This window comes from Nocardia pneumoniae NBRC 100136 (assembly GCF_000308755.1).
Classification (GTDB): domain Bacteria; phylum Actinomycetota; class Actinomycetes; order Mycobacteriales; family Mycobacteriaceae; genus Nocardia; species Nocardia pneumoniae.
In genome coordinates, this window is the sequence record NZ_BAGF01000011.1 from 14510 (window position 1) to 32376 (window position 17867).

At 69.4% G+C, this 17867-nt stretch carries 2 protein-coding genes; both read left to right on the forward strand.

Annotated features, from left to right (window positions below):
• The first annotated feature begins 201 nt into the window (after positions 1-201).
• Positions 202-7632, forward strand: a complete 7431-nt coding sequence (locus tag ON34_RS03260; RefSeq protein ID WP_040774031.1) for a non-ribosomal peptide synthetase — start codon at positions 202-204, stop codon at positions 7630-7632.
• Between the two features lie 241 nt (positions 7633-7873).
• A partial coding sequence (locus ON34_RS03265) for a non-ribosomal peptide synthetase (RefSeq protein WP_040774040.1) occupies positions 7874-17867 on the forward strand: 9994 nt, incomplete at its 3' end.

Sequence of the window (17867 nt, forward strand, 5' to 3'; positions counted from 1 at the left end):
ATCGGGCGGTTCGAGAGAGGACGGCACGCAAGAAAAGGGGGCGCGGACCGTACTCGCGGTAGCCGCGGCAATCCGATACGGCGCGCGGGATCACCGATCAGTCCCTTATATGATTGCTCGGACCGCGCTGGCCCTGGGAAACATACCCTCGGTCCGGGTATGTCCGGGTCCTGGCTCGACGCGAGAGGTGAATTGACTCGAATGGAAACCGCCCGTCGCTCCGCTCGTGGTAGCCGTCGCCGCAGGTCGGGCAGTCCCCTCTTCGGTCAGCTGCTCACCGCCGCGGTCGAGTCCGCCGCCACCGAGGTCGCGATCCGGTTCAACCCCACCGGAGATCCGGCCGACGACCAGGAACTCACCTACGCCGAATTGGACGCGGCGTCCTCGCGGTTGGCCAGGGAACTGATCGACCGCGGTGTCGGCCCGGGCGACGTGGTCGCCATCGGGATCTCCCGCAGCGTGGAGTCGGTGCTCGCGGTCTGGGCCATCGCGAAGACCGGCGCGGCCTACGTGCCGGTGGACCCGGCCTACCCCGCCGACCGGATCAACCACATCGTCGCCGATTCCGGCGCGACCGTTGGGCTCACCATCTCGGCGCATCGGCCGGTGCTCGGCACCGGCGCGTACTGGGTCGAGATGGACGACCCGGTGCTGTCCGCGCGGATCGCCGCGCGCCCGGGGCACCCCATCTCCTACACCGACCGGGTTCGCCCGCTGGACGAGCGGCACCCGGCCTACGTCATCTACACCTCCGGATCGACCGGAAAGCCCAAGGGCGTCGTGGTCACGCACAGCGGCCTGGCCGGGCTGGTGGCCGCGGAGCGCGAGCACTACGGGGTGACCGAGGACTCGCGGGTCCTGCACGTCTGCTCGCCGAACTTCGATGTCTCGGTGCTCGAACTGCTGCTGGCCTTCTCCACCGGCGCGACGCTGGTGATCGCGCCGCCGACGGTGTTCGGCGGATTCGAACTGGCGGATCTGCTGCGCCGCGAGCGCGTCACGCACATGCTCATCACGCCGGGCGCCCTGGAATCGGTGGATCCCACCGGGCTGGACGATCTGCAAGCCGTGGTGGTGGCCGGTGACAAGTTCGGTCCGGAACTCGTCGGCCGCTGGGCCGGTGAGCGCGAGTTCTACAACGGTTACGGTCCCACCGAGGCGACCATTCTCGCGACCAGCACGCCGCCGATGGTGCCGGGCGAGCCCATCACGATCGGCACGCCCATCCCGGGAGTCGCCGCGTTCGTGCTGGATTCGCGGTTGCGGCCGGTGCCGGCCGGAGTGGTCGGCGAGCTGTACCTGTCGGGTCCCGCGCTGGCGCAGGGCTACCTCGGGCGGCCGGGGCTGACCGCGGAGCGTTTCGTCGCCAGCCCGTTCGGCGTCGACACCGGGAACCCGGGTGCGCGGCTCTACCGCACCGGAGACCTGGTCCGCCGCACCGAATCCCCGGGCCAGGACGGCGGCGCCATCGAATACCTGGGGCGCTCGGACTTCCAGGTGAAGATCCGCGGTTTCCGCATCGAGCTCGGCGAGATCGACAACGCGCTCACCAGCCACCCGGACATCGATTTCGCGGCCACCCTCGGCAAGGCGCTGCCCTCGGGCGCGACCGCGCTGGTGTCGTACGTGCTGCCGCGGTCGGGAGCCGACGTCGACACCGGCGCGCTCGTCGATTTCCTCGGGGAGTCGTTGCCGGCGTACATGATTCCCGCGTCCATCATCCTGCTGGACGAGATCCCGCTGACCCCGGTCGGCAAGCTCGACCGCGCTGCGCTGCCCGAGCCCGTCTTCGCCGCGCGCGCCTTCCGCGCGCCGTCGACGCCGGTCGAGGAGATCGTCGCGGACGTGTTCGCCGCGCTGCTGGTCCCCGAGGAGGACGGGCGCGTCGGCGCGGACGACGACTTCTTCGAGCTCGGCGGCAACTCGCTGCTGGCCGCGCAGGCCGCCGCGCGCATCGGATCCGCGCTGGACCTGCGGGTGCCGGTGCAGTTGCTGTTCGAGGCGACCACCGTCGCCGCGCTCGCCGCCCGCGTGGAGCAGCACGCGGGTTCGGCCGCGGGGCAGGCGCTGCACCCGCGTCCGCGCCCGGAGCGGGTGCCGCTGTCCTACGCCCAGCAGCGCATGTGGTTCCTGAACCGGTTCGATCCGGCCAGCGCGGTCAACAACATTCCGGTCGCGGTGCGACTATCGGGGCGGCTCGATGTCGAAGCGCTGCGCGCCGCGGTGCACGACCTCGCCGAACGGCACGAGGTGCTGCGCACCCGGTATCCGGAGGTCGACGGCGAGGGCTACCAGCAGGTGCTGCCCGCCTCCGATCCGCGTGCCGTGCCGGAGCTGGTGGTCCAGCAGGCCGGGGAGCCCGAGGTGCCCGCGCTCGTGGCCGCCGCGGTGACCGAGGGTTTCGACGTCACGGTCGCGCCGCCCGTGCGGGTGCGCTTGCTCGCGCTGAGCGAGACCGAGCACGTGCTGATCTGCGTGGTGCACCACATCGCGGGCGACGGGTTCTCCATGGGGCCGCTGACCCGCGACCTGATGAGCGCCTACGTGGATCGGTTGCGCGGCGGCGCGCCGGAATGGCCCCCGCTCGAGGTGCAGTACGCCGACTTCGCCCTCTGGCAGCGCGAGATCCTCGGCGACGAGGACGACCCGGAATCGGTACTGGCGCAGCAGATCGCCTTCTGGCGCACCGAATTGGCCGCGCTGCCCGAGCAATTGGAGCTGCCCGCCGACCGGTCGCGTCCCGCGGTCGCGTCCCATCACGGCGCCACGCTGGGCTTCGAGATCGACGCCGAGGTCCACGCCGCGCTGAGCCGCCTTGCGCAGCAGCACAATTCCACGCTGTTCATGGTGGTGCACGCGGCATTGGCCGTCCTGCTGTCTCGTTTGTCCGGCACCAGGGACATCGCCATCGGCACCCCGGTGGCGGGCCGAGGTGAAGCGGCCTTGGACGACCTGATCGGCATGTTCGTCAACACGCTGGTGCTGCGCACCGAGATCGACCCCGGCGCGCGATTCGACGAGCTGCTGCGCGAGGTGCGCGGCATCGACGTCGAGGCATTCGGCCATGCCGACGTTCCGTTCGAGCGGCTGGTCGAGCTGCTCGACCCGGCGCGGTCGGCCGCGCGTCACCCGCTGTTCCAGGTGATGCTGACCTTCCAGAACCTGGCCCGCACCGAATTGGAGCTGCCCGGGCTTTCGGTGTCCGGGGTGGATCTCGCGGTGCCGCTGGCGAAGTTCGACCTGCAGCTGGCGCTGGTGGAGAACATCGACCGGCACGGCTCCGCGCAGGGCATGTCGGCGGCCTTCACCTACGCCACCGACCTGTTCGACGAGGCGACCGTGCAGGACTTCGCCGATCGCTTCGGCCGGATCCTGCGCGCGGTGGCCTTCGACGCCACGGTGACGGTCGGCGATATCGACGTGCTCGCGCCCGGCGAGCGCGAACTCGTGCTGCACGAGTGGAACACCCCTGGCGCAGCGGTGCCCGAAGTGACCCTGGTGGACCTGATCGGCATCCAGGCGCGCAGGCAGCCCAACGCGGGCGCGATCCGTTTCGGCGACACCACACTGACTTTCGGTGAGTTGCAGCGCCGGGCCAACCGCGTGGCACGCGCGTTGATCGCGCAGGGCGCGGGCCCGGAATCGCTGGTCGCCGTCGCTGTCCCGCGCACCGAGGAACTGCCCGTCGCGCTGTTGGCGGCGCTCACGGCCGGTGCGGCGTACCTGCCGATCGACACCACCTATCCGGTGCAGCGGCTGGAGTTCATGCTCGCCGATGCCGCACCCACCTGCATCCTGACCACCGCCGCCGAGCGGGAAGCGCTGCCAGCGGGATCTATTCCGGTGCTGCTGCTGGAAGACATCCTCGCGGCGAGCGCGTTCGATGACGACCGGGTTCGCGACGCCGACCGCATCGCGCCGCTGCGTCCGGACAACCTGGCGTACGTCATCTACACCTCCGGCTCCACCGGCGTGCCCAAGGGCGTCGGCGTCGCGCACCGCAACGTCGTCGAATTGTTCGCCAACACCCAGCTGTTGTTCGAGTTCGACGAGACCGACGTGTGGACGCTGTTCCATTCGTTCGCGTTCGACTTCTCGGTGTGGGAGCTGTGGTGCGCGCTGGCCAACGGCGGCACCGTGGTGGTGGTCGACTATCTGACCTCCCGGTCGCCGGAACAGTTCCGCGAGCTGTTGATTCGCGAACAGGTCACCGTGCTCAACCAGACGCCGTCGGCGTTCTACCAACTCGCCGAGGCCGACCGGGCCGCGCATCCGAACGACCAGGGCAAGCTCGCGCTGCGCTACGTGGTGTTCGGCGGCGAAGCGCTGGATCTGCGCCAGCTGCGGCGCTGGTACGAGCGTCATCCCGTGGACGCGCCGTGGCTGGTGAACATGTACGGCATCACCGAGACCACGGTGCACGTCTCGTTCCTGTCGCTGGACGAGCAGATGGCCGACAACCCGGCCAGCGTCATCGGCCGCGCGCTGCCCGGCCTGGACGCCTACGTGCTCGACGACCGCATGAACCCGGCCCCGGTCGGCGTCGCGGGCGAGATCTACGTCGCGGGCGCCCAGCTGTCCCGCGGCTACCTCGGGCGTCCCGGTCTCGCCGCCACGCGCTTCGTCGCGAATCCGTTCGGCGCGCCGGGATCTCGGATGTATCGCACGGGCGATATCGGCCGCTGGGTCGGTTTCGGCGGCCAGGCCACCCTGGAGTACGCGGGCCGCGGCGACCAGCAGGTGCAGCTGCGCGGCTTCCGCATCGAGCTCGGCGAGATCGAGTCGGCGCTGCTGCGCTGCCCCGGCGTGAGCCAGGCCGTGGTGCTGGTCCGCCCGGACGAGCACGCGGGCGATCGCCTGATCGGTTACGTGGTGCCCGACACCGGCGCCACGCTCGACTCGAGCGTGCTGCGCGCCCAGGTGTCGGAGTTCCTGACCGGCTACATGGTTCCGGACGCCGTCGTGGTGCTGGACGTCCTGCCGCTCACGCCGAACGGCAAACTCGACCGCAGGGCCCTGCCCGCACCGGAGTTCGTCGGCGCGGCGGCCTTCCGTGCGCCGAGTTCGCCGGTCGAGCAGGCGGTGGCGGAGGTGTTCGCCGGACTGCTCGGCGCCGCCGAGGTCGGCCTGGACGACGACTTCTTCGCGCTCGGCGGCAACTCGCTGCTGGCCACCAGGGTGGTCGCGCGGATCAACGAGGCGCTGGACGCGAATGTCGCGGTGCGCGAGCTGTTCGAGGCGCCAACGGTCGCCGCGCTGGCCGCCCGTGTGGTGCCCGGCGCCGGTGGCGCCAAGCGACCGCCGCTGGTGCGCGCCGAGCGGGTGGAGCCGGTGCCGCTGTCGCTGGCGCAGCAGCGGATGTGGGTGCTCAACCAGTTCGATCCCGCGTCGCCCGCCTACAACATTCCGCTGGCGATCCGGTTGACCGGTGTGCTGGACGTGTCCGCGTTGCGCTACGCCTTGGCGGATGTGCTGGAGCGGCACGAATCGCTGCGCACGCGCTATCCCGCGAGCGGGCCGGGCGGGCTGCCGTACCAGGAGATCCTGTCCGTAGCCGAAGCAATCCCCGGTGGGCTGGAGGTGGACGTCACCGACGATCCGATCGGCCGGATCACCGAGTTGATGCACACGGGATTCGATGTGACCGAAGAGGTCCCGGTGCGCGCCCTGCTGCTGGAGTCGGGGCCGGACGAGCACTTGCTGGCCATGGTCGCGCACCACATCGCCGCCGACGGCGCCTCGATGGCGCCGCTCGCCCGTGATCTGATGACCGCCTACCTGGCCAGGATCCGCGGTAATTCGCCGCGCTGGTCGCCGCTGGAGGTGCAGTACGCGGACTTCGCGATCTGGCAGCGGGAAGTCATCGGCACCGACGACGACGAGAACTCGGTGGCCGCACGGCAGTTGGCGTACTGGCGCGAGCAGCTCGCCGGGCTGTCCGGCGAACTGCATCTGCCGCTGGACCGTCCGCGGCCCGCGGTGCCGACGATGCGCGGAGCCAACACCGGCTTCGCCGTCGCGCCCGAGCTGCACGAGGCGCTGGCCAAGCTGGCGCGCGAGCACAATTCGACGTTGTTCATGGTCGTGCACGCGGCGCTGGCCGTGCTGCTGGCCCGCCTGTCCGGCGACTCCGACGTGGCCATCGGCACGCCGATCGCGGGCCGCGGCGAACGCGTGCTCGACGATCTGGTCGGCATGTTCGTCAACACGCTGACGCTGCGCACCGCGGTCGATTCCGGGGCGAGCTTCGCCGAGCTGATCGATCAGGCCCGCCGGATCGATCTGGCCGCTTTCGCCAACGCCGACATCCCGTTCGAGCGCGTGGTGGAGAAGGTCGTCCCGGGGCGCACCACCTCGCACAACCCGCTGTTCCAGGTGATGCTCTCGTTCCAGAACGCCGAGCAGCCGACCCTGGAGTTGCCCGGACTGACGGTGGCGGCATTGGACGCCGGCGCGGCCGCGGCGAAATTCGACCTGCAGGTGACCGTCGAGCCGCGGCATCGCGCGGACGGATCGTTCGACGATCTGGTCACCGTGATCACCTATGCGACCGACGTTCTCGACGAGTCCACCGCGCAGGCATTCGGACGCAGGCTGGAGCGCATCCTCACTTCTGTGGTCGCCGACCCGGAGGTGTGCGTCGGCGATATCGACATCCTCGATGCCGACGAGCGCAATCGCGTGTTCGCCACCCCACCGACGACCGTGGCCGAGGACGAGGCCGCGGCTCCGACCCCGGGCACCGCGCTGACCAGGCTGTTCGCCGTCGCGGTGGAGGACGACCCGGACGGACCCGCCGTGGTGTGGGGCGAGGAGGCGTTGTCGTACCAGGACATCCACGCCCGATCGTCGCGGCTGGCGCGGGCGCTGATCGGGCGCGGCTGTGGGCCCGGCACCGGGGTGGCGATCCGGCTGGACCGCGGCGTCGACGCGGTGGTCTCCATCTGGGCGGTGCTGGAGACCGGCGCCGCGCTGGTTCCGGTGTCCTCGGTGGACGCGGCGCTGCCCGGCGAACTGGAGGTCAAGGTGGGGCTGGTCGCCGGGGATGTCGGGCGTCAGGCGAGTGACGCATCGGCCACCGGCAGTGTCGACTGGCTGGCGTTCGACGATCCCGCCGTGATCGCCGAGATCGACGCCCAATCGCCGAGACCGGTCACGTACGCGAATCGGATACGTACGCTGCGCGGAGACGATCCGGCAGTGGTGTTGACAGGGTTGCCGCCCGCCGAGGGGTATGGCTTCGCCCTGTCCTATGACGCGCTGGCGGCCGCGGCGGCTCGATTGTCGGCACGTACCGATCTGACCTTCGAATCGCGCACCTTCCGGCTCGGCCGCCCGGAGTCGGTCGCCGCCGTGCTCGAGGTGGTGGCCGCGGGCAGCGCGGGCGCTTCGGTCGTGGTCGCGGACGCCGAGGAAACGGGGCCGCAGACGTTGCTCGAGGAGGAGTGGGTGACGCACTTGTTCACCGACGCCACCGATCTCCCCGCGATCGACCCGGACGAGTTGGAAGACCTGCAGGCCGTGGTGCTGGACGAGGCCTATCGGGTGCCCGCGCCGATAGCCAGGAGCGCGCTGCACGTGGTCGCGCTCCCGGATCTCCTCGGGAACCGGGTAGCCAGCGATGTGGGGTGAATCGGCCTGATCAGGCGCGGTTGAGGAAACCATCGCGGTGGGTATCGTGTCGAAGGGGACCGAATAGCGCCGCGACCGATGCCGCCGCGATAGCGGCGGCATCGCCGGATCGGCGGTGCACGGTGGCGCAGGGCTGCCGACGCTGGGCGGAAAGACAGCTGGACCAGATAGTAGTGAGGGATACTTCATTGTTTCGGGTAGCCGACACACCGTGCACTTTCGCTGGCGTTGGGGTATCCGAATGACCCGCCCGGCACGTGTGCGGCCCAACCGGACCCGGCGGCCGCGGGTGACCACCTTGCCGCAGTTGCTGGCGATGGCGGTGGAGACGAACCCGGACGGCGTCGCGGTCGTCCAGGCCGGGGAAGAGCTCGGCGGTCGCGCCGATGTCCCGATGGAGTCGGCGGCGCGAATGAGCTACGCCGAATTGGATTCGCGCTCGACGCGGCTTGCTCGGTTGCTGCTCGAACGTGGTGTCGGTCCCGAAGATTTGATCGCCGTGTGCATTCCGCACTCGATCCAGTCGGTGGTGGCGCTGTGGGCGGTGGCCAAGACCGGCGCCGGTTTCGTGCCGGTGGATCCGGACGATTCGCCGGACCTGGTCGAGCAGGTGGTGTCCGATCCCGGGGTGGTGTCGGGGCTGACGGTCGGGGCCGTGCGTGACCGGTTGCCCGGGCAGGTGACGTGGCTGGTCGTCGACGAGCCGGAATTCGAACGCGCGCTGCGGGATCATCCGGCGGACGCCGTGACCCACATGGACCGGGCGCGTCCGTTGCAGGGCGAGGACCCGGCGTATGTGATCCATTCGCGCAATTCGACCGAGCGAGCGGCGGTCACGCAGGCCGAATTGTCCGGTTTCTGCGATGAGCAGCGGGAGCGCTACCGGGTGACGCCGCAGGCGCGCACCCTGCACTTCGTCGCGCCGTCGCCCGACCAATTGGTGCTCGAGCTGCTGCTCGCCGTGAGCGGCGCGGCGACGATCGTCGTGGCTCCCGAGTCCGATAGCGCGCGGCTCGCGGAGCTGCTGCGGCGTGAACATGTGACGCATATGTTCGCCGCGCCTGCGACACTCGCCGCCCTGGACCCAGCCGGGTTGGATGAGCTGCGCGTAGTCGTCGCCACCGGCCAAGCGAGCCCGCCGGACGTGGTGCGGCACTGGGTCCGACCGGTCGCGGGCGGTGCGGCCCGTCTCTTCTTCAACGGGCGGGAGCGGGCCGAGACCGCTGACTCGGCGGCTACCCTCGTCGACCTGTTCCACGCCCAGGTGTCGGCGTCGCCCGAGTCGGTCGCGATCGTCGACCCCTCCGTTCCCGGCGGAAGGTCGCTGACCTACACCGAATTCGCCGCCCGAGTACATCGGTTGGCCCGGCGGCTGATCGATGCAGGCGTCGGTCCGGAAACGCTTGTCGCGCTGGGTATGCGGCGTTCGGTTGACCTTGTCGTCGCCATGTACGCGGTGCAGGAGGCGGGCGCCGGGTATGTCCCGCTCGATCTCGATCAGCCGGTCGAGCGAATCCGGTACGTGCTCGAGTCGGCGGCGCCGGTGTGTGTGCTGACCACGTCCCGCGACGGTTTCGACGGGGGTGGGGTGCCCACCCTGTCGTTGGACGGGCTGGATCTGTCCGGTTACTCGGGTGAGCCGGTGGTCGACGCGGAGCGGATCGCGCCGTTGCGTCCGGCGCATCCGGCGTACGTGATCTTCACCTCCGGTTCGACCGGCCGCCCGAAGGGTGTCGCGGTTCCCCATGCGGCGGCGGTCAACCAGATTCGCTGGATCACCAGCGAGTACGGGATCGGCGCCGACGATGTGGTGTTGTTCAAGACACCCGCGACGTTCGATGTGTCGGTCTGGGAGTTGTTCGGTCCGCTGAGCACCGGTGGCCGGATGGTCGTGGCGAGCCCGGACGGACACCGTGATCCGGCATACCTGGGCGAGGTGATCGCGGCCGAGCGCGTCACCATGACGTCGTTCGTGCCGTCGATGCTGACCGTCTTCGCCACCGGCGCCGCCGCGGCGGGCGGCGCGGATCTGGGCTCGCTGCGTGCGCTACTCATCGCGGGCGAGGCGTTCACCTCCGACGCTGTGGAGGCGATCCGGCGGGTGAGTTCGGCGGCGCTGTACAACCTGTACGGCCCGACGGAGTTCACCGTCCATGCCACCCACGCGCCGGTCGCCGACGACGTGACGGGTGCCGTCCCGATCGGCCTGCCGGTGTCGAATACGCAGGCGTACGTGCTCGATTCGCGGCTTCATCCGGTTCCCTCGGGTGTCGCGGGCGAGTTGTACCTGGCCGGTGCGCAATTGGCACGGGGCTATTTCGGCCGTGCCGACCTGACCGCGGACCGGTTCGTGGCCAATCCGTTCGGCGCCCCCGGCAGCCGGATGTACCGCACCGGTGACCTCGTCACCGCCGACGCGACCGGTTCGCTCACCTTTATCGGCCGCACCGATTTCCAGGTCAAGCTGCGTGGTCTGCGGATCGAGCTGGGCGAGATCGAATCCGCGTTGCGTGCGCACGATTCGGTGGCGCAGGCCGTGGCGATCGTCAGGTCCGACGAGCGCCTGGGCGATCAGCTGGTCGCGTACATCGTGCCCGCGCAGCGACCCGATGACGAGCAGTCGCACCTGGACGAGTTGCGCGACCACTTGGCCGCGCGGCTGCCCGCGTACATGGTGCCCACGGCGATCGTGGCGCTGGATGCGTTCCCGCTGAGCCCGAACGGCAAGCTGGATCGCCGCGCGCTGCCGGAACCGGTGGTCCGGGAACGCGAATTCCGCGCACCGTCCACTCCGATCGAGCAGCTTGTCGCGACGACCTTCGCCGAAGTGCTCGGCGTGCGTGCCGACCGCCCGGTGGGTGCCGACGACGACTTCTTCGACCTGGGCGGCAACTCGCTGTTGGCCACCCAGATGATCGCCCGGCTCGGCGCGGCACTCGACACGCGGATGCCCGCTCGGGTGATCTTCGAGGCGTCCACGGTCGCCGCACTCGCGGCGCGACTGGCTGCGCTCCAGGGCACGGGCGGGCGGCGTGCGTTGGTCGCGGTGCCGCGAGACGGCGAGTCGGCACAGCCGATCCCGTTGTCGCTCGCGCAGCAGCGTATGTGGTTCCTCAACCAGTTCGACCCGGCGTCGGCGGCGAACAATATCCCGTTCGCCGTCCGCCTGTCCGGAGCGTTGGACGTGGCTGCCTTGCAGGCGGCGGTCGCCGATCTGGTTGCTCGCCACGAGACGCTGCGCACCGTGTATCCCGCGTTCGACGGCACCGGCTATCAGCGGATTCTGCCCGCCGATCAGGCGGTTCCGCACGTGGCGCCGCGGCCGGTGGCGGAAGAGGAACTCGCGGGCTGGCTGCTCGAAGTCGCGTCGGCCGGTTTCGACGTGACCACACAGGTCCCGTTGCGCATCGCCCTCGCCGAACTGGTGCCGGGCGCGGATTCCGCGGACAACCCCGCACGCACCGCCGAGCACGTCCTCGCTGTGGTGGTGCACCACATCGCCGCCGACGGCGCGTCCGTCGCGCCGATGGTCCGGGACCTGATGACCGCATACCTGGCCCGGGTCGACGGTGCCGCGCCGGGCTGGCAACCACTGCCGGTGCAGTATGCGGACTACACGGTGTGGCAGCGCGAGGTCCTCGGCGACGAGTCCGATCCCGAATCGGTGGCCGCCACCCAGATCGACTACTGGCGCGAGGCTTTGCAGGGCATCCCGGACCGGCTCGACCTGCCCGCGGATCGGCCTCGACCGAACGTCGCGTCCGGCCGGGGCGCGGAATTCTCGTTCGAGATCCCGGCCGCGACCCACGCCGAGCTGACCGAGCTGGCGCACCGCCAGGGCGTTTCGCTGTTCATGGTGGTGCACGCCGCTTTCGCGGTGCTGCTCGGCCGGTTGTCGGGCAGCGACGACGTCACCATCGGCACGCCGGTCGCCGGGCGCGGTGAGCGGGAACTCGACGAGCTGATCGGCATGTTCGTCAACACGCTGGTGTTGCGGACGAGGGTCGATCGGGGCCTCTCGTTCGCCGAGCTGCTCGCGGCCACCAAGGAGACGGACCTGGCGGCGTTCTCGCACGCCGAGTTGCCGTTCGAGCGACTGGTGGAGGTGCTCGATCCGGTTCGGTCGCAAGCGCATCACCCGCTGTTCCAGGTCGCGCTGTTCTTCCAGAACATCCAGGCGCCGCGGCTGGAATTGCCCGGCCTGACCGCGACAGCCGTCGAGCTCGGTGGCGCGCAGGCCAAGTTCGATCTACAGCTGACCGTGGTGCCGCGCCAGGACGACGAGGCGGCGGCCGGGATGTCGGCGATGTTCACCTATGCCACCGATCTGTTCGACGAATCGACGATCGCGGAATTCGCGGGTCGGTTGCGGCGGCTGCTCGCCGCCGTGGCGGCGGATCCGGCGCGGGCCATCGGCGACCTGGACCTGCTGGCGCAGGCCGAGCGGCAACGGATTCTCCTGGACTGGAACGCCACCCGCCACCCGGTGGCCGCCGAGCTGCTGCTCGATGGTTATCGCCGGGCGGTGGCGGCGCACCCGGATGCCGTCGCGGTGGTGTACGAAGGCATCTCCCTGGCCCACCCGTCGCCCGACCACCACCCCTCATCGAGTCGATACGCGACGCTGACGTATGCCGAGTTCGACGAGCGCGTCAACCGACTCGCCCGGGTGCTGATCGCGCAGGGTGTGGGTGCGGAATCGCTGGTGGGGCTGGCGATTCGGCGCTCGGTCGATCTGGTGGTCGGCATCTACGCGATCGTGACGGCTGGCGGCGCGTATGTGCCGCTGGATCCTGATCATCCCGCTGACCGGATCGCGCACATTCTCGATACGGCACAGCCCGCGTGCGTGGTGACGCGGACGGAGGACGCGGTGCCCGTCCCGCCGGGCACCGCCGTGCTCCATGTCGACGCCTTGGAGCTGGATCACGTCGACAGTGCTCCGGTGCGCGCCGAGGAGTTGCTGCGACCGGTCCTGCCCCAGCATCCCGCGTATGTCATCTTCACTTCGGGTTCGACGGGCAGGCCCAAGGGGGTCGCCGTCTCGCATGCGGCGATCAACAACCAGATCGAGTGGATGCTGGCCGAGTATCCGCTGCGTCCCGATGACGTGTATCTGCAGAAGACCGCGACGACGTTCGACGTGTCGCTGTGGGGATTCTTCATGCCGTTGCGTGTCGGCGCGAAACTGGTCGTGGCCACGCCCGACGGGCATCGGGACCCGGCCTATGTCGCGGAAACGATCGCCGCGCATGGCGTGACGGTCACCGACTTCGTGCCGTCCATGCTGACGGTCTTCGCCGCGCATACCGCGCCGGGCGCGTGCCCGAGTCTGGCGCACATCTTCGTGATCGGCGAGGCATTGCCGCCGGAGACGGTGGCCGCCGTCAACGCCGTGTCCGATGCGCGGGTGCACAACCTGTACGGGCCGACCGAGGCCGCGGTGTCGGTGACCTACTGGCCCGCTCGCGGTGCGGACGAGCGCTCGGTGCCGATCGGGTTGCCGCAGTGGAACACGCAGGTCTATGTGCTGGATTCGCGGTTGCGTCCGGTCCCTGCGGGCGTGGCGGGCGAGCTGTATCTGGCCGGTGACCAGCTCGCTCGCGGGTATGTGGGCCGTCCGGATCTGACCGCGGACCGATTCGTCGCCAATCCGTTCGGCACCGGCGCACGGATGTACCGGACCGGTGACCTGGTGGTGTGGCGCGCGCCTGCCGGAGATTTGCCGCAGCGGCTCGACTACCTGGGTCGCACCGACTTCCAGGTGAAGTTCCGCGGCCAGCGGATCGAGCTGGGCGAAATCGAGACCGCATTGCTGGCCCAGCCTTCGGTGAGTCAGGCGGTCGCGCTGGTGGCGCCGTCCGCGCTGGGTGATCAGCTCGTCGCGTATGTGGTTCCCGCGCCAGGGCGGTCGGTGGAGCCGTCGGAATTGCTCGCCAGGATCGGCGACACGCTTCCGGCGTACATGGTTCCGGCCACGATCGTCGTGCTGGACGCTTTCCCGTTGAACCCGAGCGGAAAGCTGGATCGTAAGGCACTGCCGGAGCCGACGTTCGGCACTCGCGAATTCCGCGCCCCGGCAACGCCGGTGGAAGAGATCGTCGCCGGTGTCTTCGGTGAGGTGCTCGGTCTGAGCCGAGTCGGCGCCGACGACGATTTCTTCGCACTCGGCGGCAACTCGCTGGTCGCCACGCAGGTGGTGGCGCGGTTGGGCGCCGCGGTGGGCGCCCGCATTCCGGTGCGGACGCTGTTCGAGACGTCGACCGTGACGGATCTGGCGACGGCGATCGAGTCGCACACACACGCCAACCGCCGTGTCGAACTGGGTAGCCTCGTCCGGCCCGAGCGGTTGCCGCTGTCGTTGGCGCAGCAGCGGATGTGGTTCCTGAACCGGTTCGATCAGGTCGATGACGATCCCGCCGCGGCATCGGGCTCGGCGGCCTACAACCTGCCGTTCGCGCTTCGGCTCACCGGACGGCTCGACGTGGCGGCGCTGGCCGAGGCGCTCGATGACGTGGTGGCGCGGCATGAAGTGCTGCGCACCGTGTACCCGGAAACCGCCGACGGCCCCGTGCAGGTCATCCTGCCCGCCGGACAGGTGAGCTTGGATGTCGCGCCGGAGCGGGTGACCGAATCCGAGATCGCGACGGCTGTGTACGCGCTCGCCTCGACGCCGTTCGACGTGACCGCCGAAGTGCCGGTGCGGGTGCGGCTGCTGGAGATCGATGGGCGCGCGCCCGGGTCGCCACCGGAGTACGTGCTCGCTGTCGTGGTGCATCACATCGCCGCCGACGCGTCGTCGATGGGGCCGCTGGTCCGCGATGTGATGGTGGCCTACGCCGCGCGGAGCGCGGGCTCCGCCCCGGCGTGGGCACCGCTGCCGGTCCAGTACGCCGACTACGCGCTGTGGCAGCGGGCCGTGCTCGGCGACGAATCCGATCCCGAGTCCATCGCCGCGCAGCAGATCGCCTACTGGCGCGAGCACCTCACCGAGCTTCCCGACCTGCTGGAGCTGCCCACCGACCGGCCGCGGCCCGCGGTGGCGTCACTGGCCGGTGGACGGGTGGAGATGTCGGTGGATGCCGCCACGCACGCCGGGCTCGTGCGACTGGCACGCGCCAACGGCGCCACCCTCTTCATGGTCGTGCACACCGCGCTCGCGGTGCTGCTCGCGCGGCTGTCCGGTTCCGGCGATATCGCGATCGGCACTCCGGTCGCCGGCCGCGGTGAACGTGAACTCGATGATCTCATCGGCATGTTCGTCAATACCGTGGTGTTCCGGACCCGCCTGTCCGGCGGTGACTCGTTCACCGAAGTGCTGGCGCGGCAACGGGAAACCGATTTGCAGGCATTCGCGAATGCCGATATTCCGTTCGAGCGCTTGGTGGAAGTGCTCAACCCGCGGCGCTCGACCGCGCATCACCCGCTGTTCCAGGTGGGTCTGTCGTTCCAGAACGTGGCACGGGCCGCGCTGGAATTGCCCGGCTTGGCGATCGCCGGGGTGGAAGCGGATCTGAACGTGTCGCAGTTCGATCTGCATCTGATCGTGAGCGACACCTACGACGAGGCCGGTGCCGCGGCGGGGATCGGCGGCTACTTCACCTACGCCACGGACCTTTTCGACGCCGAAACGGTGCGGGGCTTCGCCCAGCGTTTGTCGCGCATTCTGGCGGCCGTCGTGGCGGACGCGACGACACCGGTCGGGGATATCGAGATTCTCGATACGGCCGAGCGGATCGATGTGCTGTCGGTGTGGAACGCCACCGACCGCGCGATCGATCCGGCTGCGCTGCTCGGCGGCTCCACACCGGAATCGTCCGCCGCGACGACGCTCGCCGCGCTGTTGGATTCCGCTGTCGCCGCGGCGCCGGATGCCGTCGCGCTGGTCGCCGACATCCAGGACTCGGACGGTCGGCAGGAGCTGACGTACGCGGAGTTGGACGCCCGGGTCAACCGTTTGGCCCGCTATCTGATCGCGGAAGGCGTCGGCCCGGAGTCACGGGTGGCGCTGGCGTTGCGCCGGTCGGTGGACCTGGTTGTGGCGATGTACGCGGTGGTGCGGGCCGGTGGCGCGTATGTGCCGGTGGATCCCGACCAGCCCGCCGAGCGGACCGGCTACATCCTGGCGACGGCGGCACCGGTGTGCGTGCTGACCGACGCCGCGGCTGCCTTCGCCTCCGATGCCGCGCCCGTAGTGCGACTGGACGAGCTCGACCTCGCCGAGCTGTCCACCGCGACGGTCACCGATGCCGAGCGGGCCACCCCGTTGCGTCCGGAGAACACCGCGTACGTGATCTTCACGTCGGGTTCGACGGGCCGTCCCAAGGGCGTCGCGGTGTCGCACGGCGCGATCGTGAATCAGTTGCTGTGGAAGTCGTTCGAGTTCGATCTCGTCGACGATGACGCGGTCTTGCTGAAGACGGCGGCGACGTTCGACCTGTCGGTGTGGGAGTTCTGGTCCGCGGTGGTATGCCGGGGCCGGTTGGTGATCGCTTCGCCGGACGGCCATCGCGATCCCGCGTACCTGAACGAGCTGATGACCCGCGAAGCGGTGACCACGTTGCATGTGGTGCCGTCCATGCTCGACGCATTGCTCGCCAACGCGGACACCGACATTCCGCTGCCCACACTGCGGCGAGTGCTGGCCATCGGTGAGGCGTTGCCCGCCGAGACGGCGAAACGCTTCCAGATCGTGAATCCGAAAGCGGCGCTGTTCAACCTGTACGGTCCGACGGAGGCGGCGGTGTCGATCACCAGCCACCGGGTCACCGCGGCTGACGAGACGTTGGTGCCGATCGGTGCGCCGGAGTGGAACAGCCGGGTCTATGTGCTGGACGCGCGTTTGCGTCCGGTGCCGGTGGGTGTGTCCGGTGAGTTGTATTTGGCTGGTGCGCAGTTGGCGCGGGGCTATTTCGGTCGTGCGGATTTGACGGCTGATCGGTTTGTGGCGAATCCGTTCCAGCCTGGTGCGCGGATGTATCGCACGGGTGACTTGGTCGCCTGGACGAGCGCGGGTGAGCTGGAGTATCGGGGTCGTACGGATTTCCAGGTGAAGATTCGTGGTTTCCGTATCGAGCTGGGTGAGATCGAAGCCGCGCTGCTGGCCTTGCGGCAGGTCGCGCAGGCGGCGGTGATCGCGAAATCGGCTCCGAAAACCGGTGATCAGCTCGTCGCCTATCTCGTCCCGAGCGATGTCGACGCCGGTATTGATGTGGCCGCGGTGAAGTCCCTGCTGTCGGCGAGTTTGCCGTCGTACATGGTGCCGTCGGCGTTCGTGGTTTTGGATGCGTTGCCGTTGAATGTCAACGGCAAGCTGGATCGGAAGGCGTTGCCGGAGCCGGAGTTCGAGGTTCAGGCGTTCCGTGCGCCGTCGACGCCGATCGAGGAGATCGTGGCCTCGGTCTACGCCGAGGTGCTGGGTGTCGAGCGTGTCGGCGCGGATGACGATTTCTTCACCCTGGGTGGTAATTCGCTGTTGGCAACGCAGGTCGCCGCGCGGATCGGTAAGGCGCTGGACACCCGGGTGCCGGTGCGGTGGCTGTTCGAGGCGTCTACTGTCGCGGGGCTGGCTGTGCGGGCCGAGCGGCACGCGGGAGCAGGGGGTCGCCAGGATTTGGTGGCCGGGCCGCGACCGGACCGGATTCCGTTGTCGCTGGCGCAGCAGCGGATGTGGTTCCTGAACCGGTTCGACACCGAGTCCGCCGCGTACAACGTGCCGATCGCGGTGCGGCTGACCGGGGCGCTCGATGTCGACGCATTGCGGCAGGCGGTGTCGGATGTCGTCGTGCGACACGAGATCCTGCGCACCATCTACCCACAAACCGAGGACGGCCCGGTTCAGGTCATCCTGCCGCCGGGACAGGTCGTTCCCCGCTTGGACGTCCGCGTGGTGGCGCCGCAGGATATCGAATCCGCGGTGGCGGCATTGACGTCGACGATCTTCGACGTGACCTCCGAGGTGCCGGTGCGGGTCGCGTTGTTCCAGATCGCTGGTGATACCGGGAATTCCGCTGATTCCGAGCCGGTGGAACATGTGCTCGCGATGGTGGTGCATCACATTTCCTGTGACGGTTCTTCGGTCGGTCCGCTGACGCGGGACCTGATGATGGCGTACTCGGCTCGTTCCGTGGGGAACGTCCCGAACTTCGCGCCGCTGGCGGTGCAGTACGCGGATTACAGCATTTGGCAGCGTGAGCTGCTCGGTAGTGAGGATGATCCGGAGTCGTTGGCGGCCA

Excerpts from the sequence above, each read along its gene's own strand:
- ON34_RS03260 (WP_040774031.1), top strand. The coding sequence starts at position 202 with ATGGAAACCGCCCGTCGCTCCGCTCGTGGTAGCCGTCGCCGCAGGTCG.